This window comes from [Clostridium] scindens ATCC 35704, assembly GCF_004295125.1.
GTDB classification, from domain to species: domain Bacteria; phylum Bacillota; class Clostridia; order Lachnospirales; family Lachnospiraceae; genus Clostridium_AP; species Clostridium_AP scindens.
Genome location: NZ_CP036170.1, coordinates 801,011 through 827,131, shown reverse-complemented (window position 1 = coordinate 827,131; position 26,121 = coordinate 801,011). Strand labels below are relative to the sequence as shown.

Genomic DNA, 26,121 nt, shown 5'->3' with positions numbered 1-26,121 from the left:
AGCAGCTTTCTGATAATTAACGTTTCGTGAATTGGGAGGTTTAATATGAGCGTTGTTATCATAGGTGGTCATGACAGGATGGTGTGTCAGTACAAGCAAATCTGCAAGAGCTTTAATTGCAAGGCAAAAGTATTTACACAGATGTCTGCAAATTTCAGCAAGCAGATTGGCAATCCAGATCTGATCGTGCTCTTTACAAATACTGTTTCTCATAAAATGGTCCGATGTGCAGTAGATGAAGCAGAGCGATGTAATGCCGATGTGGTAAGGTGCCACACCAGCAGTAAAAATGCACTGCAGGAAATACTTGAGAGTGCTTGTATGCAATGAAACCGGGAGCTGTCTTATTTGACAACTCCCGGTTTTAATATGCATATTTTTTAATATTAATCAATATGGTTTTTGATGTGTTTTTTAATGGCTTCAAAGCTTTCGGAACTGATAACATGTTCGATCCGGCATGCGTCCTGTGCTGCAACTTTGGGGTCAACTCCCAGACGTTCCAACCAGGAAGAAAAGAGAAGATGTCGTTCATAAATCTGGTTTGCAATTTTTTTCCCGGATTCGGTTAACTGGATATACCCTTCTGGAGATACTATAATATGTCCGCTTGTACGTAATTTTTTCATAGCTACACTTACACTGGGTTTTTTAAAATCTAATTCTGTAGCGATATCCACAGAACGTACAACTGGGAGTTTTTTGCTCAGAATCAGGATGGTTTCCAGATAGTTTTCACCGGACGGATTTATATGCATAGTATTACCTCTTCTCTTAGATGTTAATTATTTTTTTACAAAAACTGTAAATTTATTGTATCATGATTTGCAGGATTCAGCCAGATGTATTTATAAAAAGTTTGGCGGGTTAGTGTAATAAAGTTATTGACAACTTACAATGATGAGAATATACTAACTACATGCAGATGAGAAAAGATATCAAATAGATATGGTGGTATCAGGTGCACTCATAATAATCGTCACAAGGAGTGATAAGAAATGAATTTACTGGAAGCCGAAGAAGGGAAGGAATATATCGTTAAGGAAATTTTGACGGATGATGAAGAATTGAATGCTTTTTTGTTTTCTTTGGGTTGTTATAGTGGTGAGCCAATTACAGTGATCTCTCATTTGAAAGGTGGCTGCGTAGTCTCTATCAAGGATGGACGTTATAATATGGATACTGATTTGGCAAAAGCTATTTCAATATAAAAATAGTGGAATCACTATTTTTTTGCACATACGTTAGTATATACTAATTAAGATTAGATGCGCATAATCGTGAATGACAAGAACAAGAAGGAGGAGAAATATGAGAATTGCTTTTGCAGGAAATCCAAACAGTGGGAAAACGACCATGTACAATGCACTGACCGGCAGGAATGAACGTGTCGGGAACTGGGCGGGAGTTACGGTCGAAAGAAAGGAAAGTCCGATAAGGAAAGGGTATTATGAGGGAACAGAAGAATTGATCGCGGTGGATTTGCCGGGTGCATATTCTATGTCACCTTTTACATCAGAAGAAAGCATTACCAGTGGGTATGTTAAAAATGAGAATCCGGATGTGATCATTAATATCGTAGATGCTACAAATCTCAGCAGGAGTCTGTTCTTTACCACACAGCTTCTGGAACTTGGAATACCGGTAGTTGTTGCACTTAACAAAAGTGACATTGTCAATAAGAAACAGACGCAGATTGATGAAAAACGTCTGTCCGAGAAGTTGGGCTGTCCGGTCATAAAAACAGTTTCTACATCTTCCGGACATGAAGGACTCAGAGAAGCTGTTCATGCTGCGGCTGAATTAAAAGGGAAAGGACAGAAAGCACCTTACACACAGGCGGATATTGACCTGAAAGATAAAGCAGCGGTAGAGGCTGCTGACAGGAAGCGTTTTGAATTTGTAAATGGTATTGTGAAACAAGTAGAAAAAAGAAAGATTTTTACAAAAGATAAAAATGTACAGGATAAGATTGACAGTATCATCACGCATAAGATTATCGGGATTCCGATTTTTGCTGTCGTTATCTTTCTTGTATTTTACATATCACAGACAACTCTGGGTACCTGGATCGCAGACTGGCTGGTGGCATGGATCGAGACATTCCAGGGCTGGGTCGGCGGACTGATGGAAAACGCAAATCCGCTGTTGTATGCGCTTCTTGTAGATGGTATCATCGGTGGAGTTGGTGCGGTTGTTGGCTTCCTCCCGCTTGTTATGGTTATGTATTTCCTGATTGCACTGCTGGAAGATTGCGGATATATGGCAAGAGCTACTGTAGTACTGGATCCGATCTTTAAGAGAGTAGGACTTTCCGGAAAATCAGTGATTCCCATGGTTATTGGAACTGGTTGTGCGATTCCAGGTGTTATGGCATCCCGTACAATCCGAAATGAAAGAGAACGTCGCACAACAGCAATGCTGACACCATTTATGCCATGTGGAGCAAAAATTCCAGTAATTGCTTTATTCGCAGGGGCCTTCTTTGCAGACGCATGGTGGGTTTCGGCAACTATGTACCTGGTAGGCATTCTGTTAGTTTTACTTGGAGCTTTACTTGTCAAAAAGATTACAGGACAGAAATACAGAAAATCTTTCTTTATCATTGAACTTCCGGAATACAAACTTCCAAGCTTAAAAAGAGCCTGCGGATCTATGCTGGAGCGTGGGAAGGCATACATTGTGAAAGCAGGAACGATCATTCTGGTATGTAATACAATAGTACAGATTATGCAGAGCTTCAACTGGCAGTTCCAGCTTGTGGAAGAAGGAGCAGAGGGAACATCTATTCTGGCATCCATTGCTCATCCGTTTGCTATCCTGTTTATCCCGTTGGGATTTGGAGTATGGCAGCTTGCAGCGGCAGCAGTGACTGGATTCATTGCAAAAGAAAATGTAGTAGGAACTCTGGCAGTCGTTTACGGTGTTACAAACCTAATTGATACGGATGAACTGGCATTGGTTGGCAGCGGAAGTGAAGTTGCTGCTGTTATGGGACTTACAAAGGCAGCAGCACTGGCGTATCTGATGTTTAATCTTTATACACCTCCTTGTTTTGCGGCTCTTGGAGCGATGAATTCGGAAATGAAGAGTGGAAAATGGCTGTTTGGAGGCATCTGTCTTCAGCTGGCAACAGGTTATACCATAGCTTTTGCTGTATACCAGATTGGTACATTGATCACTACGGGATCTCTTGGCACTGCATTTGTACCGGGATTGATCGCAGTCATCACTTTTGTATTAATCATTCTTTGGAGAATCCGCAAGTCTGATAAAGAATTTGCTTCAGAATACAGTTTGCATTCTGTCAGATCATAAGAGAAAAATAATCGTAAGCAGACGGTGGGCAGAGGAGAGTAGCTTTGTCCGCCGTTTTGATTAAAGAAAGGATGTGATTCGACCATGGCAGATGTGATCGCGGTAATTATCCTGGTTGTTTTGATCGGGGGAGCAGCAGTGTATCTGATCAGGGCAAAAAGAAATGGAGTGAAATGCGTGGGATGTCCGGCAGGAGGAAACTGTTCTAACCAACGAAAAAGGAAAAGAAAAAAGCTGTCAGGCCCCATTATTGCGAAAAAAACTATGGTTATTTCAGGAATGCACTGTGGACATTGTGTTCAAAGTGTGACAGACAGTCTGAATCAGATTGATGGGGTCTCTGCCAAAGTAGATCTTGCAAAAGGATGGGCAGAAGTCTCTCTTGATCGTAAAGTAGAAGACGATGTTTTGACTGCTGCAGTGGAAAAAGAAGGATTTTCCGTTGACTCTGTTCAGAACCAGGTATTTTAGAAATCTGTTAAACCAGCGAATATGGACGCATGGAGAAGTTTGGGATGAACGGCGAAAAAGAAAAAATAATAATAAAATTAAAAGAAAATGGCTGCAGGATAACGAAACAGCGGAAGATGATCTTAGATATTATCCTGGAAAACAGGTGTTCCAGCTGCAAAGAAATCTATGTTCAGGCATCAAAGCTAGATCATAGCATTGGGATGGCAACGGTTTACCGTCTGGTAAAGGAACTGGAGAAGATTGGGGTACTCAGCAGGCAAATTGTGTACAAGTAAAAGGAGAAAATGACTAAATTTCTCAATAAGAACAGTTAGCATTGACTATCTGAAATCAAACTTGTTATTTTAATAAAAAGTCTTATAGAAGGAAGGGATACAATCATGAAACAACACAAATTTTGGGCGTGGGCATGTGTCTTTTGCTTTTTGATGTTATTCTATACAGGCTACAAACACAAATAATCAGGAGGAATGTATTATGTTAAGTGATTCTGCATTAAAGAAAATTGGATGTTTTATAGGAGGAGTTCTGTTTGGAACGGCAGGTGTAAAAGTTCTTTCTAGTAAAGATGCAAAGAAAGTGTACACAAATTGTACAGCAGCAGCATTGCGGGCAAAGGACTGTGTAATGAAGACAGCTACTGTCATACAGGAGAATGCAGAAGATATTCTTGCTGAGGCGCAGCAGATTAATGAAAAGCGTGCGGCAGAAGAAGCAGAGAGAGTAAAAGAGGATGCTCTTCAGGAAGATGGTGCGGCAGAGCAGGAAGAGAACGAACAGGAATAAGAATGAAGTTTATTATTAAACATGAAGTGAAAGGCCGTCTCCGCATTCATGTTATCCGAAACAGGATGACATGTGCGGAGGCGGATATTCTTTGCTGGACTCTTGAAAAACAGAAAGATATTACCAGTGTCAAAGTATATGAGCGCACCGCTGACGCTGTGATCTATTATACAGGGGACCGGGAAGAACTGATTGGCAGATTAAGAAAGTTTCGTTTTGAGAAAGAAGATGTGCCGGAAAATGTAATATCAAGCTCAGGGCGTGCTTTAAATTCTGTATACAGAGAAAAGCTGATCGCAAAAGTACTCCTTCATTACGGAGGAAAACTGATTCTGCCAAATCCAATAAGAAAAATATGGCTTACTTTTAAGGCTGTCAAATATATTGGAAAGGGAATACTGTGTCTGGCCAGAAGGAAGATCGAAGTTTCGGTATTAGATGCCACGGCAATCGGAGTATCCGTTCTGCGCAGGGACTTTAATACTGCAGGTTCGGTCATGTTTCTTCTGGGAATCGGAGAACTTCTGGAGGAGTGGACACACAAGAAATCTGTTGGGGATCTTGCCCGCAGTATGTCATTGAATGTGCAGAAAGTATGGCTGAAAAGAGAAGAGCAGGAAATCCTAGTTCCGTCTTCAGATATTATGCCGGGAGATACCGTTGTGATACATATGGGAAATGTGATTCCTTTTGATGGTGAGGTATCCACAGGAGAGGGAATGGTCAATCAGGCTTCCTTAACAGGCGAATCCCTTCCGGTACGAAGAACGAAAGGACAGTCTGTGTTTGCCGGAACGGTCATGGAAGAAGGCGAATTGGAAATTACAGTCAGAGCTGTATCGGGTTCTACAAGATATGAGAAAATCGTGACTATGATTGAAGACTCGGAAAAATTGAAGTCCGCACTGGAAAGCAAAGCAGAACATCTGGCAGACCGACTGGTTCCCTATACCCTCCTTGGTACTGGCATTGTAGGAGCGCTGACCCGTAATGTAACAAAAGCACTCTCAGTTCTTATGGTAGATTTTTCCTGTGCATTGAAACTGGCCATGCCGATTGCCGTTCTTTCCGCCATCCGGCAGGCCGGACAGCTTGGGATTACTGTGAAAGGCGGAAAATATCTGGAAGCAGTGGCTGAAGCAGATACGATTGTATTTGATAAGACCGGAACACTGACTAAAGCGAGACCAACGGTAAAGGAGATTGTTGTATTTGGCGACTATCCGGAACCGGAAGCTCTCCGTATTGCTGCCTGTCTGGAAGAACATTTTCCCCATTCCATGGCGAAGGCTGTTGTAGATGCCGCCAGAAGAAGAAAACTGTATCATGAGGAAATGCACTCCAAAGTGGAATATATCGTAGCACATGGGATCTCCTCTTATATTGACGGAAAGAAAGCTGTGATCGGAAGCAGTCATTTTGTTTTTGAAGATGAAAAATGTAAAATTCGAGGGATATACCAGGAGAAGTTTGATACGCTTCCGGAGGAATATTCCCATCTGTATCTTGCCATTGATGGAGAACTGACTGCGGTAATCTGTATTGAAGATCCGCTTAGGGAAGAAGCAAAAGATATGGTGCAGATGCTGAGGACAGAAGGAATCTCTAAAATTGTCATGATGACTGGAGACAGTGAACGTACCGCTGCTTCGATTGCGGAACGTGTTGGTGTGGATGAGTATTATGCCGAGGTACTTCCAGAAGATAAAGCAGGATTTATTGAAAAAGAGAAAGCTGCGGGGAGAAAAGTCGTGATGATTGGAGACGGGATCAATGATTCACCCGCACTTTCAGCTGCAGATGCAGGAATTGCGATCAGTGATGGAGCGGAGCTTGCCCGCGAGATCGCAGATATTACCATTGCTACAGAAGATCTGCGTGGAATCGTAATGCTGAAACGATTGTCTGATGCCATGATGCGTCGGATTCAGGGGAATTACAAAGGTATTGTAAGCATTAACGGAGCACTGATAGCTCTGGGCGTGGCAGGTCTGATCCAGCCAACAACATCGGCTTTGCTGCACAATACATTTACGCTTGCGATTAGTCTGAGAAGCATGAGCGGTTTATTGCCAGAGAAATGATCATACATATATAAAAATAAGTCGGCAGGACACATATCTGCCGGCTCATTTTTAGTACCATAAAAGTGTAGTTGTTAGAGAGTAATTAACTCTGACATCTGCACTTATTTTATTATAATAAGGGAAGCTGTTGGTATGGCATTCGTTATTTTGATTGTGTGAGGTGTCGAATCATAAATTATTCGGCACCTCTGGTTTTATGAGCTTTATTCCCCGGTACTTCCAAAAACTCCGGTATTTCTTTCTTCTCCGAGATCCAGAACAAAGTCAGCAATTAGAACAGGAGTGATAACCAGTTGTCCTACACGGGTATTTTTATGGAGTGTTTGGCATTCTGAACTAATATTGCTGATAATGGCATGAATTTCGCCACGATAGCCTGAATCAATAGGCGGAAGTTCACAGACTAATCCTTTTGTGGCCATACTGCTTCTTGGAAAAACATAACCGGCATACCCATCCGGAAGTATGAGTCCAAATCCTAATGGGATTCTTGCAATTTCGCCAGGCTTTAACGTGCAGTCATAAGGCATATATACATCGGCTCCGGCATCATTTTCATGAGGCCGGAAAGGATAATGATTTTTTTCCAGTCCAAAGTTGATCAGTTTAATTTTCATAAACGAGCTTTTCTCCCTTCTATGAGCAGAGGATAATCCTCTCTCATTATTTCTAATGGGGTCCAGTCTTTTGGAATAGGAATTCCACAGGGCATAGAACCTTCTTCACAACATCCTTTCTGACAGAATGGACCAGTCAGTTTCGGTGAAAATAACACCGGATCAAATTCATATAGTTTCTGCCAGATATCCAACATTACAATTCTTGTTTCGTCGGTATTCCTCCTACAGATACGCTGCCCGATCATATGTTTCCACTCATAAGGTGTAGCACAGATGATCAGGATATTTCTCAAAGCATGGGGAAGAGCATAACCGGCAGAGTCATGATGAAATCCCACGGAACACAATTCCTGATAACATCTGAGATCCGATAAACAACTTTTCAGATAGAGATCAATGTATCTCTGTTCGGAGAAAAGAATTTCATAGGGAACCGCAAATGCGGCTTTCTCTGAATAGTTGCTATACTGCAGAGAGGCACTCATGAATTTTACTTCATTTTGATGACGAGTGATCTGTGCGAGAAAGCGTCTGCTTGCCCCGACAATCGCAACGGTGATCACCGTAAATTTCTGTACGGTTGGATGGGGAAGACTGGCGATCCGGTCTACAGTTTTGTCCGTAAAAGATTTCTGATAGAGTGCCATAAGATCATCCATGTTTTGAATGCAATGCCCCTGTTGGGTAAGCCTTGCGGCAAATACCATATTTTGAGCTGCTTCCTGGATGGTATAACTATTTAAAACTTTTGTCTCAATGTGATCCATAGGCCTGTTCCTCCTTTATCAATGCTTTCAGTAAAATGAGATAGTTGATGCAGTCTGTGATCTTCTCATCCCATTGTTCTAAGTCAAATTGGAGCAGAGAAGAGTAACACATATCATACAGAGATACGACATGTTTCGACATCATTCCGGCAAGAGCAGCCTTTGGTGTACATCCCTGCAAGGAAGCAGCGATTTTGAATGCACTCAGGCGGTCGATACGGTCTCCTGTGTATTCTTTCTTCTTGTGTGCCAGAACATCGGCACATTTTCGATACTGTTGTTCAAGGACAACATTAAATTCATTTTGTGTCATATTGTAATTCCTCCTTCGTAAAATAATTTATAATTCGGGTTCCTGTGTCTTTTGCTTTTTCTGAACCTGATTGTGGAGAATTGCTTCCACATTTTGGTTTACGGTTTTTAAATCTTGTGTCAGATCTTTTAAAGATCGAATGGATGATTTTTGCTGGTTGATCTGTTCCTGTAAGCTGGCTTTTTGTTCTTTTAATGATTTGATAGAGAGCATTTTTCCATCTGGATAAAAAGATTTCAGCCAGTCACGGGCTTCTTCATATGCCTGAATTTCGGCGGGGTGTTCCTTGTGGAATCTGCCTTTGTTTTTTGCCTTTAGAAATTCAGTATAGATTGCTTTGTGCGCAAAATATTGTCCGGTGTAATGGATCTGACGGTTGATATTTTTCAAATCTTCGTTCATTTTCATAAGCTGATCAGTTGCTTGATCTAACTGTTTTTGATTTTTGGAAAAGGCATCTTTTAACTCGGTTTGGGTATTGTATCCATGTTCCTGAACATAGATAATGGTATTTGCCATTCCCTGAAGGTTGGATATCTTTACTCGATGCGCATATCCAGGGCTTTGCATTGCTTTTACATTTTTCTGCAGATCTACTACTAACCGTAAATGCGATCTGACATAAAGAATGGTTATCGGATCTTTTCGTAAGAAGAGCTGCTCCAAATGTTCTTTTCCATATTGAGTTCCTAGAGCTTTTTCTGTTATCCGTTTGTTTCGATCCGGATGGAGATAGCGATATCTTCCTCTTTCTTCAATGACAGAAACCTGATATTTTTCAAAAAGCAGTGATTGGAATTCCTGAAAGTTTTTGGAATACAAGCTGCATTCTTCGATAGCATTTCTAAGTTCTTGTTTCTGCGTTTGAAATGTGGTGGAAGTTGGTTTTAATCCATCAGCAATGATTTTTTTATTTATCTCTTCTAATTTTTTCTGTCCGGATTTTTGAGCCATATATTCTGCCTGTGTCACTTTAGTTTCAGCCGGAGAGAGAAGATCGATTTGATGAAGTCCCTCTTGGATGCACATTTCCATAAGTTCCTTTTTGAAATAATTCAGGAATTTATTTGTGGATCGGTGCTTGTATCCGGCAACTTCTTCATGGGGCTTATCCATGTAGCTTTGTCTTTTGACAGTTTCCTTACGGACGCTGTTGATTACAATATGCGTATGAATATTGCCGGAGCCATTGTGGCCATCGGTATGCGTAACGATAAGAGCCTGATATCCGGGAAATATTTTTTTGGTAAGTTCTATACATAGCTCCTGAGCTTTTTTCCCGGTCAGTCCACATTCTGATGTATCATCCGGATCGAAACTGATGATATAATGGTGGCTTTTGATTTCAGATGATTTTTTGTTTTTATGAAATTTTGCATTTGTCAAACTACATTCCTTGTCAAAAGACATCGGATCGCAGTTGACACCATCCATATAGAATTCATCTCTTAAAATACTTCGCCCCATCTCATCTTTTATCTTTTTTCCAGTACTCTCATCATGTTGGAAAAGCAGATAATCAATGGCATCCGAATAGTTTGCATTTCTGCTTTTAATGTGTTTTAGTATCGCCATGAAAATCACCTGCCATTTCTAACACCTTTTTTCTTAAAAGGAAGAGGTCAGAGATACATTGATGGATTTCATTTTCCATTGCCTGGGAATGTGTTCCGCCAGTATTAAAATATTTAGCAATCTGATTTAGATTAGAACCAATCTTGCCGTATTCTCCGACCAGCTTCCGAAGCAATTTGATGTCTGCAACAATTTCTACATTGTTGTAAATTCTCTTTTCAGTTAGAAGTCTTCGCAAATATTCGGAACGAGTTGTACCTAAAGAAGCACAAGCCTGATCCAATATGGTTATCTCCGTATCTGTTAGCCGCACAGCAACAAAATTAGGATGTGATAATTCGGTCTGCTTTCGTTTTTTCATGTTCCTCCTTTCCCTTGATTTTTCCATCATGTAGTGATGCCACTAATTAAGATATCGGCTGTCCCTTCCGATATAGAAATTAGTGATGCGTACACCTTTTGATGGATGCCAATAGACGTAAAAAACGTCTAAATCTTCGAGGGTATGGGGAAACGAAATCCCCAGCAAGATGAAAACCCGTAAGGTTAACGGAAGCAGAAATGCTATAACGTTAAACATGGGTGGATCTTGCTCTTGAAAGATTAACCCTCTCATATAACGAAATGCTCGGAGGGCAAAATACAGGGTGAGATAGAAAAAAAGTTAAAAAATTGATATAAAAGATAAAGAAAAAAGAAATGGAACAGGCCCAGGCTATTATAAATGATATTTATAGGAATGGATTATGTGACAAAACGTGAAAAATGAAAAAATGCGATACGAATAGTGGTAATTTGACATGATAGTTGCTGAAGAAAATACTTTGGCAACTATTTTTTTTGACTTTTTTTCATAATCACCCTGTAAAATCCATTGATTTCCTTTCGTTATGTGAGAAGACAAATTTGATTTCTTCTTATTTATAAAAGGAAAGGAGTTTTGAAAAATGGGTTTTGCAAGAAAAGATGTGGAAGCTACTAAGAAAATGGAAAAGAAATTTGTGAGATATCCGGAAGGTGCGGAGAAATATAGTTTGGGATTGACAAAATTTCAGGCATTAGCAAAAGAGGCAAAAGCAGTTTATAAAATTGATAAAGTAGCTTTAGTTAATTGTGAGATATTTGAAAAATATTTGGAAACATTCCGAGAGTTTTAAATTTTAAAGAGAGAAAATAAGAGAGAAGAACTTCTATAAATTTCTGTATTTTTAATTGACTTTGTGTCATACAAAAAGTATAATGTTTGTATAGGAGGTATAAGAGCTGAAATGAAAAAGATGGGAAGACCAAAATCAGACAATGCAAAGAAGAAAGTATTAAGCATTCGTGTTCCTGATCAGCTATATTCCCAGATGCTTGCATACGCCGAACAACATAAAATGACTACAACGGACATTGTCCTAAAAGGGGTAGAGATACTTTTATCCGAGCAGAAAAAATAGTGAGTGCTTCTCTCTTAAGAGGAGGAAACTATTATGGCGAAAGTCAGAAAAGATTTGCGAGGAAGATCTTTACGCAAAGGAGAAGTACAAAGATCATCAGATAAAAGATACATGTACACCTATACAGATCCGATGGGCAGACGTAAATTTATATATGCTAACGATCTGGCAGAACTAAGAGAGAAAGAAGCTAAACTGATGAAGGATCAGTTGGACGGATTGGATCTCTATGTTGCTGGCAAGGCGAGTGTGAATGATACGTTTGATCGTTATATGTCCACGAAGTATAATTTGCGTGAATCTACAAAAAGTTCATATTTATATACGTACGATCATTATGTACGTGATACTTTTGGAAAGAAGCGGATTGCAGATATAAAGTATTCTGATGTATTGCAGTTTTATTATTATCTTCTTAATGAAGTAAAAATTTCATTAGGAACATTAGATACTGTTCATTGTTTGCTTCATCCAACATTTCAGTTGGCAGTGCGGGATGAGATTATACGAAATAATCCTACAGATGGAGTAATGAAAGAAATCAGCAGAGAATCCGGGAAGAACAGAGGAATCAGACATGCATTGACAGTAGAGCAGCAAAGAGCATTTATGGAATATATTGCGAACCATCCGATATATTATCATTGGTGGCCTATGTTTACGGTGTTGCTTGGAACGGGATGTAGAATTGGTGAGGCATTAGGGCTTCGATGGCAAGATCTGGATTATGACAAAAGAACAATCAGTATAAATCACAGTCTGAGTTATTATCAAAAACCAGAGAGCAACAAAAGTGTATTGAGAATCTCCAAACCCAAAACAGAAGCGGGAATTCGTACAATTCCAATGTTAGATATTGTGAAAGATGCTTTTGAAATGCTTTATGAAGAACAACTGGAAAATGGTTTTAATGAATCAGAAATTGATGGAATGTCAGGATTTATTTTTTGTAATCGTTTTGGAATGGTTCCAAATCCACAAACAGTCAATCATACGATTAAGCGTATAGCAAATAGTTATAATGCAGACGAAGTGGTGCGAGCTAAAAAAGAACGAAGAGATCCTATTATACTACCTAATTTTTCTTGCCATCATCTGAGACATACTTTTTGTACACGACTTTGCGAAAATGAAACAAATTTAAAAGTTATTCAATCCATTATGGGACATAGAAACATTGAAACAACGATGGACATTTATGCGGAAGCAACAGAAGAAAAGAAACAAGAGTCATTCGAGAATTTAGCAGCAAAATTAGATATTTTTTGAGAAGTGCTTAGTATAACGGATGACAACAATTTGTTTGGTTTACAGCAAATTGACAACAAAGAAAATTTAATAATGACGAATAGTGAAGTAATTATAAGGTTTATAAATTTAGAAAATATAGTACAGTGACGCATCCCGAAGAATCATGAAGAAAACGTGAAATCTTTCCCGACCATGAAGTCCTTAGATGGTGTAAATAAGAAAAATGATGTAAAAAAATCAGCTTCCGAAGCACTTGAAAAAAATGTAGAAGCAGCACCGGAGAAGATTGATTTTTCCAATGTGAAGATTGAGCCAATCTTTGAGGAAACGGTGGACTTTGAGACATTCAGCAAGTCCGATTTCCGTGCGGTAAAGGTGCTTGCCTGCGAAGCAGTGCCGAAGTCCAAGAAGCTGCTGAAGTTTACACTGGACGACGGAGAGCGCCAAGACCGTGTGATTTTAAGCGGTATTCACGAGTATTACGAGCCGGAAGAACTGGTTGGAAAGACCTGTATCGCCATCGTAAACCTGCCGCCGAGGAAGATGATGGGCATTGATTCCGAGGGTATGCTGATTAGTGCTGTACATGAGGAAGATGGTCACGAAGGACTGAATCTTTTGATGGTAGATGCGCATATTCCGGCGGGAGCGAAACTCTACTAAAATGATGTAAAGATGTACCGCTTTGCCTTGTAAACGGGACGTACTTTATTGTTGGAAATTACCCAAAAAGTACACATTTACATCATTTGGTGCAGGAATGTGTGCAAAGGTGGAAAAATCGCATATTTAATAGAGATGATGGGCAGTTCCAAGCGGGATTGCCCATTCTTGAAATAATAGAGAGAAAGACGAATTGGAAGTTTGCAGAGGAGTGGGGAAATGGAAAACCTAGAGATAATAGAATTGATTATGCAAAAGGTAACAGTTAAATACATACAACGAGATTGCAAAAAACTTCTGAAACACTTTAGCAAAAAATCGTCGAAAGATATAGGAATAGTCGCTGAGTTAACAACGCTGTTATATGCTTTTGGAATGTATGAGGAAGCCCTCAAAGTGTGTGATTTGATTGAGGATATGGTATTTACTGGAAATTATACGATATGGGCCAATGTCGTAAACGCTCGTCTGATAGCGGTAAGAATTCATAGAGAACTGGGGAACCCAGAAAAAAGCAATGAATTAATGAGGTCGATTTCGTCAACTTTTAAACCGAGTTTATATATGAACCAAAAGAAATGTCTGGATTTATATGATGATAATATTCGATTTGCAAAGGAGAGGAATGATAAACCAAACGCAAATTCATGGCTTCTGTTGAAATATGAGTTTATGATAAGATTTTATGAAACACCAGACTTTCCGATTGATAAAAACAATTTGAACGAAGAAATAGAAAAAACTACGCAAGAAATCCGCAAATTGCTATCTTAATAAAATTGTAATTGACGGAGGTAAATATGGCAAAAGAGATTGACCCACGAAAGTCGAAACGAGCTGTGGCATTTGAGCTTTGGATGAAAGCATCTAATCCAATGGTAACTTTTTTTAAGACAATGGATGTCACAAATCTTGTCAAGGTAAGTAATAAGAAGCATTTGAAGTTTAATATGTTGATGGACTATTGTATTGGTAAAGCGGCAAAGGCTGTAGATGAATTTTACTTACTTCCAGTTGGAGATAAATTGATTCAGTATGATACTATCGCTGTGAATACCATTGTAAAAAATAAAGAGGGAGAAGTAAGTTCCTGCGACGTTCTGTTTACGAGCGAACTAGAAAAATTCAACAGTGATTATCTGAAATATACGAAGCAAGTTGCAGAAAATTGTAAGGATAGAGACCTTTCAGAAAACTGTATGGTAATTGGTACATCTGCAATTATAGATACTGAAATTGATGGTGCAGTGGGCATGAATAGCGGTATTTTTAACAACCCATTTATAATTTGGGGTAGATACAAAAAGAAATTCTTTCGCTATTATCTGTCAATTTCATTTCAATTCCATCATACACAGATGGATGGCGCACATGCTGGAAGATTTTTGGCGCTAATGCAGTCAGAAATAAACAATTTGAAATAATATCAGCTTTCCAAAATCCCAGTTTACAGAACGGAGAAAATTGAAAGTTAATGAAAATATACAAGTCTTGAGCAGAACGTATGACGCAAAATATGTGGCGTTATCTTTGGCAGGCTGTCCTCATGGTACTTGTTATACTTCTTCGTCAGATTGGATTTTGGCGTTTCTATGTAGTAGCCTGTTTCCTTGCTGTAAAGCAGTTGGTGGTTCACATGGATAACCCTGTTTTCCAAGTCGATGTCCTGTCTTGTCAGTCCGCATAGCTCCGAGATACGAAGTCCTGTTTTTAACAGTATCACGATTGCGTCATAATGCTTTTTATACACTCTGTCTTTACGGACAAAGGACAACAGCTTTTCTTCCTGTTCCTCTGTCAGTGCCTGTCGCTTTTTTCTGTCGTCCTCTATGACTTCGTTTAGTTTGAAGTCGAAAGGATTCTTTCTCACAAGGTCGTCCGCTATGGCAATGCGGAATGACGCATTCAACGAGCGTTTATAATTGCTTATGGTCTGATAGCCATAGCCTTTTTCTTTCATGCGTAACGCCCATTCCTTAGCGTCTGAAAGACATATGCGTCAATGCTCCTTGCTCCCAGCATATCTCCCTCTAATATCCACATGAGCTGTTTTCGTTGGCTCTGTGTGCTTTTCTTCACGTTTGCCCTCTGTGCGTTCTGTTTGGCGTAAAGCTGGCAAAGCGTCATTTTTCCGCCTGTGGTGTCGATACCGTCTTGCAAGTCCCTTTGTATCTCTGCTTCCAGTTCCCTTAGAGATTTCCCGTTCCTCTTTCCTTTGGTTACGGGGTCTGTGGGTGCAAGTTTCCATGAATAGACATATCTTGTTTCTCCCTGTGCGTCCACATATTTATATAAGCATCTTCCGTCTGTTCGCTGGCTCTCTCCCGTCTTTAACAGGCGACCTTTATTGTCCCGTCTTTTTTCTGACATTGTTATCTGCTCCTTTCATAAGAAAGAGCCTCGATCTGACTTATGAAAATAATATCACATACAAGGCTCTTTTTCATTAGATTGTGTCCAATTTATCCAGCATTTTTTCAAACTGCTTTTTCTTGATGAGCAGACGGTTTCCGTTCATCATATACCAGTTGCCGAACCTGTCCTGCTGGGCAAGCTGTCTTATCTTGTTTTGACCGACCGAAAAATACTGGGACGCTTCTTCTACCGTCATGGCGGTGGTGTGAGAGGTCGGCTAATCAACTAATGGTTAGCCTCCTACTCGATTGCCTTCATTTCTCTTAAGCCTCCACATAGAGGCAATACGGTGCTGACTTTCTTTACCATCTAGATAGAGATTTACAGCATACATTTTATCTTCAATAGATATCTTCTTTTTAGACATAAAATATGCTCCCTCCTAAGTGACAAGTTTTTATTATTTCACTTGTCTACCTAGAAGGGAGCATATCATTTTGCAACAGCCCCTTTTCAGAGGTTTTGAGTTTTTCTGACTAGGAGTTTAGTCTTCATAAGCTTCAAACTGTCCGCGAGCTTTCAGATCTTCCAGAATCTGTGCATGCATTTTACCATCCAATTTATAGAAGGAGAAGATGATAATGCTAACTACAGCCAGAACAGCCGGAGCTAAGTTCATAACGATATTGATAGAAGACAGAGCCTGCGGAGTCTGTGTAGTTGCATTTGCCACATAACCGGAACCTGCAAGCATTGCCAACATGATTGTGGGTGATAACGCACCACCGAGTTTCATCATAAAGCTGGTGGTTGAGGAACAAAGACCATCTGCACGAAGTCCTGATTTCCACTGACCATACTCAACAGTATCGGGAATCATGGAGTACAGAAGGGATGTCTGGATACCCATACCAATACCATCGATCAGGAGGATTGCAACACAGCCCTTAACAGAGATGATGCTGGGATTCAGGAAGAATGCAATAAAGTTAATCACTGCACAAATCAGGTTTCCGAACATCAATGCATTACGCTTACTGCCCAGCTTTTTAACCAGAGCAGCTCCAAAGAATGCTGCTACACCGCAGATAAGTCCACGAGCTGTTGCATAGATGGTAAATGCATCTGCATTGCCCCAGTAATAATTGAAATAGTACATTGCTGCAGAAGTTCTTCCGTAAGCAAGAAGGCCGTATACAAAGAATCCGACGCAGATAATAAGGAGTGGCGTATTCTTTCCGACCGTCTCGAACATCTGCCTGGGAGTGAATTTTTGTGCTTTGGGCGGTTTGATTGCTTCCTTTGTTCCGCCGATACAGAGGAAAATGAAAGGAACTGCAATCATACATACCGTAATAGTTGCAAGAACAAATCCTCGGGGTGCATTTGCGTAGTTATTGCTATATTTTGCAACCAGTGGAAGGAAGATTGCTGTCGGAATCGCACATGCCAGAGAAGAGATTCCGATTCGATAACTTGCAAAGGATGCACGCTCACCGGGATACGGAGTAATAACACCATTCAGTGCACAGAATGGAATATTCCAAGATGTTGCTGCAACAACTGCCAGGAAGTAGAAACCACATCCCCATGCAGTACGTGCGGTTACGCCCCAATCAGGATGTGCCCAGAAAAGCATAACTACCAGAGGAATATATACAATAGAAGTTCCCAGCATCCAAGGACGATATCGTCCCATCTTTGTATTGGTATTGTCTGCCAGGGAACCAATCAGTGGATCATTGATTGCATCCCAGCATCTGCACACAAGGAACAGAATAGAAACTGCTGCTGCCGGAATCATTGCAATATCAGTCATATAAAACGCAAGATATGCGCTTACCAGCATCCAAGGTACATTGTGAACGATTTCACCTGAACCAAAGGCCAGTTTACGAAATACCGCTTCTTTTCCATGATATAAAGTCTTCTCACCGGAAGCCCCATTGTTCGCTACATTACTCATAGGTTCTCCCCCTTTCTTACCTATTCGTCCATCTTAATTACGATCTTTGCATATTTCTTTGAATAAAGATCTTCAAAAGCCTGTTTATAATTGGTCAGTGTATGTTCTTTCTGAATAATCTTGGAAAAGTCCATACGAGGAATCATGCGGATGGATTTCGGAAACTGCCATGCACCCTGAATCATTCCGTGAATATGTTTCTGATCCCAGTACAGATCACTCTGAAGATTTACCGGAAGGATGGGATCCTTTCCGTACATTGCGAAGTAAACTGCATCTCCGTCACGAGCCAGAAGCTGAAGTCCCAGTTTTGCTGCAGCAGTTGCTCCGGTTCCTTCCAGAACACAGTCATAACGTCCGCCTGCCAGTTCGATAGCTCTTTCAGCGACCCCTTCTTCTGCTGAATTCAGTGCATAATCTGCACCGTTTTCAAGTGCCAGCTCCAGTTTTTCCGGAACAATATCGAATACTGTAATGGTGCTTGCTCCTGCAAGACGAGCCAGCTGTACCAGCATCATTCCAAGACCACCTGCACCCATGATTGCTACCGATTTTCCGTAGGAGATTTTGGCCTGCTCTGCGGAAGAAAGAGCTACGGTAAGGGGCTCTACCAGTGCATAATCTTTCAGATCTGCATCATCGGGAATCGGGAAAATCTGACTCATGTGATAAACTGCATACTCGGAAAATCCATTCATCCGATATCCCATATTGGAGCAGAGGTTTACTTTTCCTTCGCGGCAGTTTTCGCAGCATCCACAGTATTTTGCATAGTTTGCAACAACCTTCTGTCCAACCTTGAATCCCATCTTTTCTGCTGTAGAACCTACTTTATCGATCACACCGGAAAGCTCGTGTCCGAAGCTCATAGGAAGCATGGAACGGGTAGTTGATTCCATTTCACCCAGATTTCCGGTAAGAATATGTGTATCGGAACCACAAATGGACGCATAAACTACCTTGATACGGATTTCTTCATCCTTCGGTTCCGGCATAGGAGCTTCCATCATATCAACAGTACCCATCGTGTTTTTCTCGAAATCACGAATGGAAGTAACAAATAATTGTCTCATTTTTTATTCCTTTCTGATATCTAACAATCCCGGCCCGTCATTCGCGGACCGGGAATTAAGTTTCTATTTCTTTAACTGCTCCAGTGCAACTTCTTCGATACCTGTTGCATCCATCTTATAGTAAGGATACAGTTCTTCCGGATAACCAAACTCTACGAAGGTATCAGGAACACCAATCTTACGAAGACTGGCATATACACCAGCTTCCATCAGTACGTCTGCAACGATGGAACCAAGTCCCCCGAGGATATTGTGATCTTCAACAGTGATCAAATTGCCGGATGCTTTTGCTGCAGAGATGATTGCATCTTTATCAATGGGTTTGATGGTGTGCATATCAATAACGCCCACATCATATCCCTGCTCTTCCAGAGATCTTGCAGCTTTTACCGCTCCATAAACACCCATACCGGTGGCAATAATGTTCAAATCTTTACCTTCTTTGATTACATTAGCTTTACCGATTTCAAAGTGATAGTCATATCCCTGCTCATAAACAAGGGGCTCCTCACCTCTCGGAATACGAATATACATAGGACCTGCATAATCCAGGCTTGCACGAAGTACTTTCTTACACTGCTCTGCATCACAAGGAGCAACCATGGTCATATTGGGAAGTGCATTCATAACACCAAACTCGATAATTGTGTTATGAGTAGGACCATAACCTGAAGAAATACCAGCATGAGTACCGATCAGTCTTACGGGATAATCATTGTAAGCTACATCATTGTGAATCTGATCCAGTGCTCTGACGCAAAGGAAAGGACCGAATGTCTGAACGAAAGGAATATAGCCTCTATGTGCAAGTCCTGCAGCAACCGTAACCATATTCATCTCCTGAATACCTACGTCAATGATTCGATCGGGACAGGACAATGCCTTTGTCTGTGTACGGCCGCCTCTTGCTGTTCCGTCAGAAACGACGTAACAAACACGAGGATCATCATCAATCATTTCCAGAATTTCATTTGTAACTGTACCTTTTGCTTCCATTGCCGGGCCAAAATCGCCACAACAGAAAGTGAAACCGCCCATATTTGCCATATTACTTCACCTTCGCCAGTTTCTGTTTTGTGTATTCCTGAATATCTGCTACTGCTTCATCTAGTGTCTCTTTGCCGAATCCGCCAACATGCCATGCACAGGGACGTTCCATCATAAAGCCGACACCCTGTCCTTTCTTTGTGGAACAGATGATGGCATTGGGTTTTCCGTCCAGTGTAACAGGAGGAAGAGAACCAAGTGCTTCGTCGATTTCCTGCATGTTGGTTCCGTCAATGACCACTGCATTCCATCCAAATGCGCGGAAGCAGTCTGCCATACCTTCAGGACCTCCCTTTTCACCCCATACCAGGTTCTCTCCGGTCTCAAATGCTGCAGATGCATGATTGAAATCTACGATTGCAACCACATTGTCCAGTTTTCGGGATGCTGCATAAAGAATTGCTTCCCAGTTGGATCCTTCTTCCATCTCGCCGTCACCCAGCAGAGTATAGATTCTGGATTTGATACCCTTGTCACGATTACCGTGTGCCATACCACAGCACCAGGAAAGTCCGTGGCCAAGAGAACCTGTTGATACTTCAATACCCTTTACGCGCTTATGATTGGGATGTGCTCCAAAGGGATGATCAATCGTATTGTAGGTATCTAGTAGAAGATCCCAGTCATACATTCCCATGTCGCAGAAAATGGTGAATAACAGGATTCCGTTGTGACCCTTGGAAAGAACGAAAATATTTCTTTCCGGATCATCCAGATTCTCCGGATCAAACTCCATATACTTGTAATACAATGCTGTAGCCACATCACATGCTGACATCGGACCTCCGATATGTACATTTCCTATACGATGTGTTCCTAAACATAGTTTTTCACGAATCTGACCGGATTTCTCGATCAGCTTACGCACATCATTGATACATACTTTAGCCATAAGTGATTACCTCCTCCTGCATATTTCATTGGTGATTGTGACGAATTACAATCACTATTTTTTTGATATAATAGTATTATAGCACAACGGAAAATCCCTTAAAAAATACCAAAAGATGATGGAAGGGGTATAACTATTTGGAATGGCCAATGCTTCCATATTCGTTGACTGTCTATTTTTTATTCATTAAAATTTTATTAGGGGGGAGGGGTTAACTTGAAAACTGAACAATTAGAACAACTACTGAAAGTCCTGGAATGTGGCTCTATATCAAAAGCGGCCAGGAAACTATATATCAGTCAGCCCAGTCTGACGAAGAATATCGCCCAACTGGAATCGGAATACGGTATCAAGATTCTGACCCGTACATCAAAAGGAATTGAGTTGACAGAAGAGGGCATTAACTTTGTCTTTTATGCAAAGCAAATTCTCACTGCAACGAATGGCCTGAATAATGCTTTCCGGAATAATCATGCCGATTGTTCCAGACTTTTCCTTGCCAGTCAAGAATTCGACTTTCTTGCCGATATCCTTCATGAACTTTATGTTGAAAATACGGATAACCATGTACACTATAATATCCTGGAGGTGGATCGTGGTGAAGTCATTCTTCGTGTATTAAATAGACGTTCTGATATCGGACTCATTGTAAGTTATGGAGAACATGAGAAAAAACAGATGTGGATGAGAGATGCAGCTCTTTTAGATATGTGTCCCCTTACAGAAGGAGAAGTCATCGTCTGTGTCGGTCCGAACTCCGCTTACTATAACAAAGAGCGACTGACCATCGAGGATGCACGTAATGCACTTACTATCTGCCTTGACGTAGAAGCTCAGGCAAAAGAGAATTTATATTTTGAAATCGCCGATCATGGCTTTAATACCAACCGAATCATGTTCTTCAATTCAATCCATCTTTGTGAAGAGATGCTGTTGAAAACAGATTCTGTAATGTTTGTGTCCGAATGGACAAAAAACTGTATGACGAATCCTTCACTGCATTTTATCCCGGTAGATTTACCAAGAAAAACAAAGCTTCTTTGCTGTACAAGAAAAGGAGAATCCTTGAGTATTCATTCTCTGCAATTCTTAAGAAAACTATATCGTCACTTTGAAAAAGAAGATGAATTTCTCAAATTTTACAGTTCAAAATAAGGTTCACAGACCTTATTCCACATATATCATGTGCCACCCATTATAGGCGAACGGGGCTGTCGCAGTAATGATTAAAAATCGTTTATAGATGAATAATCTGTACACCTGCGTATCCAAGTTCGTCATATATCTGCACAAGAATAAGCGAGATTCTCTTTTGGCAGGACTGGAACATTATTATGATCTCAATGACTTCAATCGGACATTTTATTACAGCAACAGCAACGAAACAGCAGATCGGATAAAAGTGATATTGGAAGATGCAGATAAACTGCTTATGTCATGCGGTCAGGAGTTCGATGATGTCACAGAGTACCAGTTTCTTGTAAGATGCCTTTCAGAGCAGACTGTTGTGGAAGATGCCATTCGCCGTCTCAAAACAAAAGAGGATGGCGGAAGGGATTCTTCTGTTCTGCAGAACCCCTCCGATCCTGATGCCACGTTCCGCCAAAAAGCAGGAAAGCAACATAGAGGATATGTGGCAAATGTTGATGAAGCAGTCGGTGAGAATGGTTCTATCGTACTGGATTATCAGTTTGAACAGAACAACTATTCTGACAGTCAATTTCTGAAAGACAGTCTTGAGAGGAATGGTAGCCCTGAGGAAGAATCTGTGGTTGTCACAGATGGCGCATACTTCGGTGAAGAAAACAGCCGTCTGGCACAGAAGCAAAACATAAACCTTGTTACAACAGCCATAACAGGAATAGAAGTTCCTGAAATATATGCAGACTTCCTACTGAATGAAGAAGGCACCTGCGTTCTGAAATGTCCTGCTGGTCATCATATAAAGCCGTTTAAGATATTCTTGTTAGGCGGCTCACCCTAATGATTTTTGAAATGTTTCCCAGGCATCAAGATGTTGCAGCATCATGATGCCATAGAGGCGGCAGTACCACATCTTCGTAGAGCGGTGCCTGCCGTATTCTAATTTATAGTCCTCTTTCTCACGCTTGTTAGAACGTTCTACGGAAGTCCTTCCGTCATATTCCTTTTTCCATGCTTTACTGTCCCTTGGCGGTATGTTAAATAACCTTGGATTGTCGTCGGTAAAGATATGTACGGTCCTGCCGTATTTCGCCGGTGAACAGGGATGCTCACAGAAGCAGCCGTACTTCCGATTTGCTTTTGGACACCGGTATTTTGCCCGGTGCTTGGCAGCCTCATATCCATCTTTGTGCATACGTAAGCCCATCTTACAGATCGGGACACCATCGTCATCAATGGTGAAAATCATCATTATAAGTAAAATGTCCGGTATGACCGGGATTGAGGTCGATAAAAGGCGTGATGTTTTTTCGCCTGCAGTATTCATAGACAGCGTAAGCATCATGGGCGGAATCCAGAAGGAGTTTTTCAATGCGGAATTCCGGAAGGTTTGCCTTCATGGTGAAAAAGGAATGGAGAAATGAAAGCATGTCATGCCGGGAAGCCCGTTCCAAAAGCGGAAATACAGGGAGATCGCTGCAGGAATCAGAAGCCACATACATGTAGAGGTGGCAGCCGAAGAAATGGCATTCCCGGTGGGAGTCCCATCCCCAGTTACAGTCCGGCTGGGAAAAATGGCGTTTGCAGTGACAGGAAGCACAGCCATTTTCCTTACATTTGCAGGTGCGTTTTTTACGCTGCTGTGCGGCAGTGCGCACGGGCGTGCCGTTGCCGGCAAGAGCCAAGTGCTCCGGATTGATCAGACCTTTCTGGATGGAGCGGTCTAGGAATTGCTGTTGATAAAGACGGAAGACCAGAAAAAAAGGATGTTCCGGTTTCAACTGCCAGCGCTCCATTAGGGGAAGAAGCTTAGAAGCAGTACTGGAAGAGTCGCAGGGTGTCTTTTCCCCTTTCTTGTTTCCCGTAGCATACGGCACCAGACGGTAATGGAAGTCACTTTCAGCTTTAAAGCAAGCAGGTAAGAACGCAGCATACAGGAAGGGAGCCTTGGCTCCGGTCCGAAGACAGAGTAACAGTCCTGCAAAATGGAATCCGTCGGGGAAAGATCCAGATACCAGAACTGCACGATATAATCCCAGGTGCTATTAGGAAGCGCAAAGGGATCAGGATAAAATTTCAGAAAATCAGATACGAAAGTATCCTGATAGGCGGTATGGCCGCCAGGATTACAAGATAACAAAGAAATCGCCTCCAGTCGATTGAAATTAAAATATAATCAATCGGCTTCGCCGCAAATTTTGAGCGATTTGTCAAGTGTTTTTGCAAAAGAAGTGGGTGATTTTTTTGAGATGGAGTCAAAAAGCCTTATAAAATCAGGGCTGAAGATTCCGAGAAGTTATAAAGTAGCAAAGGAGGGAGCCTTCATGCCATCAAGAAGATACAGATATCGGATATCGTTTCTGCAGAGCCTTTCCGTTTCCAGCAGAAAACAGATCCGTGTTCCATGAAAGCAAAGAGTATCGCTTTGAGGAGTTTGTGCTTATCACATTCTGGACGGCCTGTTTTGTTTTCTTTCTCTGCAAAATATCTTGATAGGTCGATGCGATCCATAACCTCGCAGAAAGTGTACACTGGATCAGAAATGTCAATTAATTTTTCGATTTCCAATGACAATTTCAACTGCCGTAGGGTATAATTAGTATTGGTATTTTTAGTTAGTAACATAATTAATTATACCAAAAAATCGCTGAAGTTTCACGACCTCAGCGATTTTTCTTTTTGGGGGGGTTTTAACATCCCCCTCTTATGCTGCAAATTCAGATAGAACGTTCCCTGTATGTTCAATATCATGTGTTGCCCAATCCTTTTCTCTTCCTACACCTGCTATGTTATTATGCGCGATCATTCCAGCCTACATAATATTGGCACGGGTCTCATAATCCTGAAGATTTGCCATCACCTTCGAAGCCTCTGTGATCACACTGGTCATAATAGCTTCACACACACGGTCTGTTGTCTCAACATGTCTTGTGTTTGTAAAATAACGCTCTATAACATGAACTAAAATGTCTGTAATACCACTGGCTGTCTGATATGCCCCCAGTGTACATGTATACTCTGGATTCAATACAGAGAATTTCGGACGGTCGCGTCACCGCCTACAGACCATTTCAAAAGACTCTCTTCGTTTGTGATCACGGAACCACTTGAACCTTCACTGCCTGCTGCTGCAATTGTTAAAACGGTTCCAACCGGAAGCGCTTCTGTGACGATACGATCTGTCTCATAGAAATCCCAGAAATCTCCAGCATAAGGCACCCCCAGTGCAATTGCTTTTGCAGAGTCTATCGAACTTCCGCCTCCAACTGCAAGAATAAAGTCAACTCCTTCTCTGCGGTAAAGATCAATCCCTTCATATACAAGTCCGCTTCTTGGGTTCGGTTTTACCCCACCCAATTCTACAAATGGAATTCCGGCGTTATTCAATGATCTTACAACACTGTCATAAGCTCCATTAGCAGTACTTTTGTCCCGCCGAATCGTTTTACAAGTGTTCCCACTTCGTTCTCTTTGCCTTTTCCAAACGCAAAGTATGTAGGTGAATAAAAATCAAAATTTTGCATATTACGACCTCCTTCTAATGCTTTCACCAAATTTTAACTCCATTTTTCCAATTTGTACAGGAGCAATATCTTTACATCTATAAACCGACATTGTTATCGACGTTGAATCAGCGAATATTCGAACCGGCTGGTCAAATAATAGTTTTGAAACAGCTCAATCGGTACTTCCTGATCTTTCTGAATCCCATATGTAATACCGTCAGAATATAACAGCGGCGTATCCTCTTCTACATTCAAAGATTTGGAGATATTTCCGTATGCAGAGACAGCTTTTAATTTTAAAGAAGTCGTGGTAATCTGGATATGATACCGTTCCTCCAAAATCTGGTACAGGGAATTTTGTTCAAAATCATAGGTTTCAATCTCTCTGAATAATTGATAAGGCAGCACTGTACTTGTAAAACACAATGGAGATCCATCCGCAAAATAAATTCGCTCCATAAAAAAAACCGGATCCGCTTTTTTTAACCCGAGCTGTTCTGCCTCTTCCTTCGTGCAGACACGAAGTCCGGATGACAATAATTCACGAGAGGGTGTCATCCCTTGGCGGATGATTTCTTCTGTATAACTGGAAACCGAAGTCAATTCCTGAAGTTTTACTTTTTCTTTGACACACGCTCTTTTTCCCTGCATTTTTTCAACATATCCTTGATGATACAACTCATCAATTGCACGACGGACTGTTACACGACTTACATCATAACATTCGATCAAATCGGATTCACTTGGAAGCTCTGCTCCCGGAGCAAGTTTTCCTGATTCTATCTGTGCGATCAGTTCCGCTTCTATCTGTGCGTACTTTGGTGTTTTTTTCATACAAATTCC

General features: G+C 41.0%; 33 protein-coding genes and 3 pseudogenes. 15 read left to right on the top strand and 21 right to left on the bottom strand.

What is annotated here, in order from left to right; translation table 11 throughout:
• The first annotated feature begins 45 nt into the window (after positions 1–45).
• Positions 46–330 (top strand): DUF2325 domain-containing protein, encoded by a 285-nt coding sequence (locus HDCHBGLK_RS04310; RefSeq protein WP_004606476.1) that lies wholly within the window; start codon positions 46–48, stop codon positions 328–330.
• A 56-nt stretch (positions 331–386) separates the two neighbouring features.
• Here HDCHBGLK_RS04310 and HDCHBGLK_RS04305 read toward each other — a convergent pair whose 3' ends face one another.
• A complete protein-coding gene (locus HDCHBGLK_RS04305; protein WP_004606475.1) occupies positions 387–758 on the bottom strand; it encodes a metal-dependent transcriptional regulator in 372 nt (123 codons plus the stop codon).
• 240 nt (positions 759–998) lie between these two features.
• Here HDCHBGLK_RS04305 and HDCHBGLK_RS04300 point away from each other — a divergent pair, with 240 nt between their 5' ends.
• From HDCHBGLK_RS04300 to HDCHBGLK_RS04275, 6 genes are all read left to right on the top strand, one after another.
• On the top strand, positions 999–1,211 hold the full coding sequence (locus HDCHBGLK_RS04300) for a FeoA family protein (RefSeq protein ID WP_004606474.1): 213 nt from the start codon (positions 999–1,001) through the stop codon (positions 1,209–1,211).
• Between the two features lie 100 nt (positions 1,212–1,311).
• Positions 1,312–3,318, top strand: a complete 2,007-nt coding sequence (gene feoB, locus HDCHBGLK_RS04295) for a ferrous iron transport protein B (protein WP_004606473.1) — start codon at positions 1,312–1,314, stop codon at positions 3,316–3,318.
• A gap of 84 nt (positions 3,319–3,402) precedes the next feature.
• Entirely contained in the window at positions 3,403–3,789 is a 387-nt protein-coding gene (locus tag HDCHBGLK_RS04290) for a heavy-metal-associated domain-containing protein (RefSeq protein WP_004606472.1), read from the top strand.
• A gap of 44 nt (positions 3,790–3,833) precedes the next feature.
• Positions 3,834–4,067, top strand: a complete 234-nt coding sequence (locus tag HDCHBGLK_RS04285) for a transcriptional repressor (protein ID WP_039909619.1) — start codon at positions 3,834–3,836, stop codon at positions 4,065–4,067.
• A 202-nt stretch (positions 4,068–4,269) separates the two neighbouring features.
• On the top strand, positions 4,270–4,578 hold the full coding sequence (locus HDCHBGLK_RS04280) for a DUF6110 family protein (RefSeq protein ID WP_004606470.1): 309 nt from the start codon (positions 4,270–4,272) through the stop codon (positions 4,576–4,578).
• 2 nt (positions 4,579–4,580) lie between these two features.
• Entirely contained in the window at positions 4,581–6,662 is a 2,082-nt protein-coding gene (locus HDCHBGLK_RS04275) for a heavy metal translocating P-type ATPase (protein WP_004606469.1), read from the top strand.
• A 206-nt stretch (positions 6,663–6,868) separates the two neighbouring features.
• Here HDCHBGLK_RS04275 and HDCHBGLK_RS04270 read toward each other — a convergent pair whose 3' ends face one another.
• Genes HDCHBGLK_RS04270 through HDCHBGLK_RS04250 form a run of 5 tightly spaced genes read right to left on the bottom strand, consistent with a single transcriptional unit; the run spans position 6,869 to position 10,301 of the window.
• Positions 6,869–7,282, bottom strand: a complete 414-nt coding sequence (locus tag HDCHBGLK_RS04270) for a dUTP diphosphatase (RefSeq protein ID WP_004606468.1) — start codon at positions 7,280–7,282, stop codon at positions 6,869–6,871.
• Positions 7,279–8,052: an FAD-dependent thymidylate synthase gene (locus HDCHBGLK_RS04265; RefSeq protein WP_004606467.1), complete on the bottom strand. Its 774-nt coding sequence runs from the start codon at positions 8,050–8,052 to the stop codon at positions 7,279–7,281. Before HDCHBGLK_RS04265 ends, HDCHBGLK_RS04270 begins: the two co-directional genes overlap by 4 nt.
• On the bottom strand, positions 8,039–8,365 hold the full coding sequence (locus tag HDCHBGLK_RS04260) for a hypothetical protein (protein ID WP_004606466.1): 327 nt from the start codon (positions 8,363–8,365) through the stop codon (positions 8,039–8,041). The genes HDCHBGLK_RS04265 and HDCHBGLK_RS04260 overlap by 14 nt, the downstream gene beginning before the upstream one ends.
• A 27-nt stretch (positions 8,366–8,392) precedes the next feature.
• Positions 8,393–9,940 (bottom strand): relaxase/mobilization nuclease domain-containing protein, encoded by a 1,548-nt coding sequence (locus HDCHBGLK_RS04255; protein ID WP_004606465.1) that lies wholly within the window; start codon positions 9,938–9,940, stop codon positions 8,393–8,395.
• A complete protein-coding gene (locus HDCHBGLK_RS04250) occupies positions 9,918–10,301 on the bottom strand; it encodes a plasmid mobilization protein (RefSeq protein WP_039909618.1) in 384 nt (127 codons plus the stop codon). The genes HDCHBGLK_RS04255 and HDCHBGLK_RS04250 overlap by 23 nt, the downstream gene beginning before the upstream one ends.
• A 586-nt stretch (positions 10,302–10,887) precedes the next feature.
• Here HDCHBGLK_RS04250 and HDCHBGLK_RS04245 point away from each other — a divergent pair.
• From HDCHBGLK_RS04245 to HDCHBGLK_RS04225, 6 genes and pseudogenes are all read left to right on the top strand, one after another.
• Positions 10,888–11,097, top strand: a complete 210-nt coding sequence (locus tag HDCHBGLK_RS04245) for a DUF6462 family protein (RefSeq protein WP_004606462.1) — start codon at positions 10,888–10,890, stop codon at positions 11,095–11,097.
• Between the two features lie 111 nt (positions 11,098–11,208).
• Positions 11,209–11,382: a hypothetical protein gene (locus HDCHBGLK_RS18905; RefSeq protein ID WP_004606461.1), complete on the top strand. Its 174-nt coding sequence runs from the start codon at positions 11,209–11,211 to the stop codon at positions 11,380–11,382.
• A gap of 33 nt (positions 11,383–11,415) precedes the next feature.
• Positions 11,416–12,651: a site-specific integrase gene (locus HDCHBGLK_RS04240; RefSeq protein ID WP_004606460.1), complete on the top strand. Its 1,236-nt coding sequence runs from the start codon at positions 11,416–11,418 to the stop codon at positions 12,649–12,651.
• A 153-nt stretch (positions 12,652–12,804) separates the two neighbouring features.
• A pseudogene (gene metG, locus HDCHBGLK_RS04235) lies at positions 12,805–13,296 on the top strand (methionine--tRNA ligase subunit beta); the annotation flags it as partial.
• Between the two features lie 219 nt (positions 13,297–13,515).
• Positions 13,516–14,070, top strand: a complete 555-nt coding sequence (locus HDCHBGLK_RS04230; RefSeq protein WP_004606457.1) for a DUF6707 family protein — start codon at positions 13,516–13,518, stop codon at positions 14,068–14,070.
• 26 nt (positions 14,071–14,096) lie between these two features.
• The gene (locus HDCHBGLK_RS04225; protein ID WP_004606456.1) at positions 14,097–14,720 is read left to right on the top strand and encodes a CatA-like O-acetyltransferase, family 2; all 624 of its coding nucleotides are present in this window, start codon (positions 14,097–14,099) and stop codon (positions 14,718–14,720) included.
• Positions 14,721–14,782: 62 nt separating this feature from the next.
• On the opposite strand, the pseudogene HDCHBGLK_RS19240 reads toward HDCHBGLK_RS04225, so the two are convergent.
• From HDCHBGLK_RS19240 to HDCHBGLK_RS04190, 7 genes and pseudogenes are all read right to left on the bottom strand, one after another.
• Positions 14,783–15,666 (bottom strand): annotated as a pseudogene (locus tag HDCHBGLK_RS19240) (integrase DNA-binding domain-containing protein); the annotation flags it as partial.
• 76 nt (positions 15,667–15,742) lie between these two features.
• A complete protein-coding gene (locus HDCHBGLK_RS04210) occupies positions 15,743–15,907 on the bottom strand; it encodes an excisionase (protein WP_004606453.1) in 165 nt (54 codons plus the stop codon).
• A gap of 36 nt (positions 15,908–15,943) precedes the next feature.
• Complete coding sequence (locus HDCHBGLK_RS19540; protein WP_004606452.1) at positions 15,944–16,078, bottom strand: hypothetical protein; 135 nt, start codon at positions 16,076–16,078, stop codon at positions 15,944–15,946.
• 117 nt (positions 16,079–16,195) lie between these two features.
• Positions 16,196–17,617: an MFS transporter gene (locus HDCHBGLK_RS04205; protein WP_004606451.1), complete on the bottom strand. Its 1,422-nt coding sequence runs from the start codon at positions 17,615–17,617 to the stop codon at positions 16,196–16,198.
• A 20-nt stretch (positions 17,618–17,637) separates the two neighbouring features.
• The gene (locus HDCHBGLK_RS04200; protein WP_004606450.1) at positions 17,638–18,690 is read right to left on the bottom strand and encodes a zinc-dependent alcohol dehydrogenase; all 1,053 of its coding nucleotides are present in this window, start codon (positions 18,688–18,690) and stop codon (positions 17,638–17,640) included.
• A gap of 63 nt (positions 18,691–18,753) precedes the next feature.
• Positions 18,754–19,737 (bottom strand): transketolase family protein, encoded by a 984-nt coding sequence (locus tag HDCHBGLK_RS04195; RefSeq protein WP_004606449.1) that lies wholly within the window; start codon positions 19,735–19,737, stop codon positions 18,754–18,756.
• A gap of 1 nt (position 19,738) precedes the next feature.
• On the bottom strand, positions 19,739–20,629 hold the full coding sequence (locus HDCHBGLK_RS04190; protein WP_004606448.1) for a transketolase: 891 nt from the start codon (positions 20,627–20,629) through the stop codon (positions 19,739–19,741).
• 216 nt (positions 20,630–20,845) lie between these two features.
• On the opposite strand from HDCHBGLK_RS04190, the gene HDCHBGLK_RS04185 reads away from it, so the two are divergent.
• A complete protein-coding gene (locus HDCHBGLK_RS04185) occupies positions 20,846–21,784 on the top strand; it encodes a LysR family transcriptional regulator (protein WP_004606447.1) in 939 nt (312 codons plus the stop codon).
• An 88-nt stretch (positions 21,785–21,872) separates the two neighbouring features.
• Positions 21,873–22,613 (top strand): transposase, encoded by a 741-nt coding sequence (locus tag HDCHBGLK_RS04180; RefSeq protein WP_004606446.1) that lies wholly within the window; start codon positions 21,873–21,875, stop codon positions 22,611–22,613.
• Here HDCHBGLK_RS04180 and HDCHBGLK_RS04175 read toward each other — a convergent pair.
• The 8 genes and pseudogenes from HDCHBGLK_RS04175 to HDCHBGLK_RS04150 form a co-directional block, all read right to left on the bottom strand.
• Entirely contained in the window at positions 22,605–22,967 is a 363-nt protein-coding gene (locus tag HDCHBGLK_RS04175; protein WP_233440736.1) for a hypothetical protein, read from the bottom strand. The two genes, HDCHBGLK_RS04180 and HDCHBGLK_RS04175, sit on opposite strands and share 9 nt — an antisense overlap.
• Positions 22,968–23,004: 37 nt before the next feature.
• Positions 23,005–23,553 carry a hypothetical protein gene (locus tag HDCHBGLK_RS19235; RefSeq protein ID WP_004606444.1) on the bottom strand — a complete coding sequence of 183 codons (549 nt, stop codon included), beginning with the start codon at positions 23,551–23,553 and terminating at the stop codon, positions 23,005–23,007.
• A 14-nt stretch (positions 23,554–23,567) separates the two neighbouring features.
• Positions 23,568–23,912, bottom strand: a complete 345-nt coding sequence (locus HDCHBGLK_RS04165) for a hypothetical protein (RefSeq protein ID WP_004606443.1) — start codon at positions 23,910–23,912, stop codon at positions 23,568–23,570.
• A 162-nt stretch (positions 23,913–24,074) separates the two neighbouring features.
• Positions 24,075–24,397, bottom strand: a pseudogene (locus HDCHBGLK_RS20245) (transposase); the annotation flags it as partial.
• A gap of 187 nt (positions 24,398–24,584) precedes the next feature.
• Entirely contained in the window at positions 24,585–24,800 is a 216-nt protein-coding gene (locus tag HDCHBGLK_RS19940) for an iron-containing alcohol dehydrogenase (RefSeq protein ID WP_004606440.1), read from the bottom strand.
• Positions 24,797–25,159: an iron-containing alcohol dehydrogenase gene (locus HDCHBGLK_RS19645; RefSeq protein WP_004606439.1), complete on the bottom strand. Its 363-nt coding sequence runs from the start codon at positions 25,157–25,159 to the stop codon at positions 24,797–24,799. Before HDCHBGLK_RS19645 ends, HDCHBGLK_RS19940 begins: the two co-directional genes overlap by 4 nt.
• A 5-nt stretch (positions 25,160–25,164) precedes the next feature.
• The gene (locus tag HDCHBGLK_RS19640) at positions 25,165–25,323 is read right to left on the bottom strand and encodes a hypothetical protein (RefSeq protein ID WP_004606438.1); all 159 of its coding nucleotides are present in this window, start codon (positions 25,321–25,323) and stop codon (positions 25,165–25,167) included.
• A gap of 66 nt (positions 25,324–25,389) precedes the next feature.
• Entirely contained in the window at positions 25,390–26,112 is a 723-nt protein-coding gene (locus tag HDCHBGLK_RS04150; protein WP_039909610.1) for a GntR family transcriptional regulator, read from the bottom strand.
• Positions 26,113–26,121 lie beyond the last annotated feature (9 nt).

What these genes read in the sequence shown, in the direction of transcription:
- HDCHBGLK_RS04200 (WP_004606450.1), bottom strand. Translation starts at nt 18,690, where the DNA reads ATGAGACAATTATTTGTTACTTCCATTCGTGATTTCGAGAAAAACACG.
- HDCHBGLK_RS04250 (WP_039909618.1), bottom strand. Translation starts at nt 10,301, where the DNA reads ATGAAAAAACGAAAGCAGACCGAATTATCACATCCTAATTTTGTTGCT.
- HDCHBGLK_RS04150 (WP_039909610.1), bottom strand. Translation starts at nt 26,112, where the DNA reads ATGAAAAAAACACCAAAGTACGCACAGATAGAAGCGGAACTGATCGCA.
- HDCHBGLK_RS04280 (WP_004606470.1), top strand. Translation starts at nt 4,270, where the DNA reads ATGTTAAGTGATTCTGCATTAAAGAAAATTGGATGTTTTATAGGAGGA.
- HDCHBGLK_RS04255 (WP_004606465.1), bottom strand. Translation starts at nt 9,940, where the DNA reads ATGGCGATACTAAAACACATTAAAAGCAGAAATGCAAACTATTCGGAT.
- HDCHBGLK_RS04205 (WP_004606451.1), bottom strand. Translation starts at nt 17,617, where the DNA reads ATGAGTAATGTAGCGAACAATGGGGCTTCCGGTGAGAAGACTTTATAT.
- HDCHBGLK_RS04300 (WP_004606474.1), top strand. Translation starts at nt 999, where the DNA reads ATGAATTTACTGGAAGCCGAAGAAGGGAAGGAATATATCGTTAAGGAA.
- HDCHBGLK_RS04275 (WP_004606469.1), top strand. Translation starts at nt 4,581, where the DNA reads ATGAAGTTTATTATTAAACATGAAGTGAAAGGCCGTCTCCGCATTCAT.
- HDCHBGLK_RS04225 (WP_004606456.1), top strand. Translation starts at nt 14,097, where the DNA reads ATGGCAAAAGAGATTGACCCACGAAAGTCGAAACGAGCTGTGGCATTT.
- HDCHBGLK_RS04175 (WP_233440736.1), bottom strand. Translation starts at nt 22,967, where the DNA reads ATGCACAAAGATGGATATGAGGCTGCCAAGCACCGGGCAAAATACCGG.
- HDCHBGLK_RS04260 (WP_004606466.1), bottom strand. Translation starts at nt 8,365, where the DNA reads ATGACACAAAATGAATTTAATGTTGTCCTTGAACAACAGTATCGAAAA.
- HDCHBGLK_RS04270 (WP_004606468.1), bottom strand. Translation starts at nt 7,282, where the DNA reads ATGAAAATTAAACTGATCAACTTTGGACTGGAAAAAAATCATTATCCT.
- HDCHBGLK_RS04265 (WP_004606467.1), bottom strand. Translation starts at nt 8,052, where the DNA reads ATGGATCACATTGAGACAAAAGTTTTAAATAGTTATACCATCCAGGAA.
- HDCHBGLK_RS04195 (WP_004606449.1), bottom strand. Translation starts at nt 19,737, where the DNA reads ATGGCAAATATGGGCGGTTTCACTTTCTGTTGTGGCGATTTTGGCCCG.
- HDCHBGLK_RS04230 (WP_004606457.1), top strand. Translation starts at nt 13,516, where the DNA reads ATGGAAAACCTAGAGATAATAGAATTGATTATGCAAAAGGTAACAGTT.
- HDCHBGLK_RS19540 (WP_004606452.1), bottom strand. Translation starts at nt 16,078, where the DNA reads ATGTCTAAAAAGAAGATATCTATTGAAGATAAAATGTATGCTGTAAAT.
- HDCHBGLK_RS18905 (WP_004606461.1), top strand. Translation starts at nt 11,209, where the DNA reads ATGAAAAAGATGGGAAGACCAAAATCAGACAATGCAAAGAAGAAAGTA.
- HDCHBGLK_RS04290 (WP_004606472.1), top strand. Translation starts at nt 3,403, where the DNA reads ATGGCAGATGTGATCGCGGTAATTATCCTGGTTGTTTTGATCGGGGGA.
- HDCHBGLK_RS04310 (WP_004606476.1), top strand. Translation starts at nt 46, where the DNA reads ATGAGCGTTGTTATCATAGGTGGTCATGACAGGATGGTGTGTCAGTAC.
- feoB (WP_004606473.1), top strand. Translation starts at nt 1,312, where the DNA reads ATGAGAATTGCTTTTGCAGGAAATCCAAACAGTGGGAAAACGACCATG.
- HDCHBGLK_RS04245 (WP_004606462.1), top strand. Translation starts at nt 10,888, where the DNA reads ATGGGTTTTGCAAGAAAAGATGTGGAAGCTACTAAGAAAATGGAAAAG.
- HDCHBGLK_RS04305 (WP_004606475.1), bottom strand. Translation starts at nt 758, where the DNA reads ATGCATATAAATCCGTCCGGTGAAAACTATCTGGAAACCATCCTGATT.
- HDCHBGLK_RS04240 (WP_004606460.1), top strand. Translation starts at nt 11,416, where the DNA reads ATGGCGAAAGTCAGAAAAGATTTGCGAGGAAGATCTTTACGCAAAGGA.
- HDCHBGLK_RS04210 (WP_004606453.1), bottom strand. Translation starts at nt 15,907, where the DNA reads ATGACGGTAGAAGAAGCGTCCCAGTATTTTTCGGTCGGTCAAAACAAG.
- HDCHBGLK_RS04180 (WP_004606446.1), top strand. Translation starts at nt 21,873, where the DNA reads ATGAATAATCTGTACACCTGCGTATCCAAGTTCGTCATATATCTGCAC.
- HDCHBGLK_RS04285 (WP_039909619.1), top strand. Translation starts at nt 3,834, where the DNA reads ATGAACGGCGAAAAAGAAAAAATAATAATAAAATTAAAAGAAAATGGC.
- HDCHBGLK_RS04190 (WP_004606448.1), bottom strand. Translation starts at nt 20,629, where the DNA reads ATGGCTAAAGTATGTATCAATGATGTGCGTAAGCTGATCGAGAAATCC.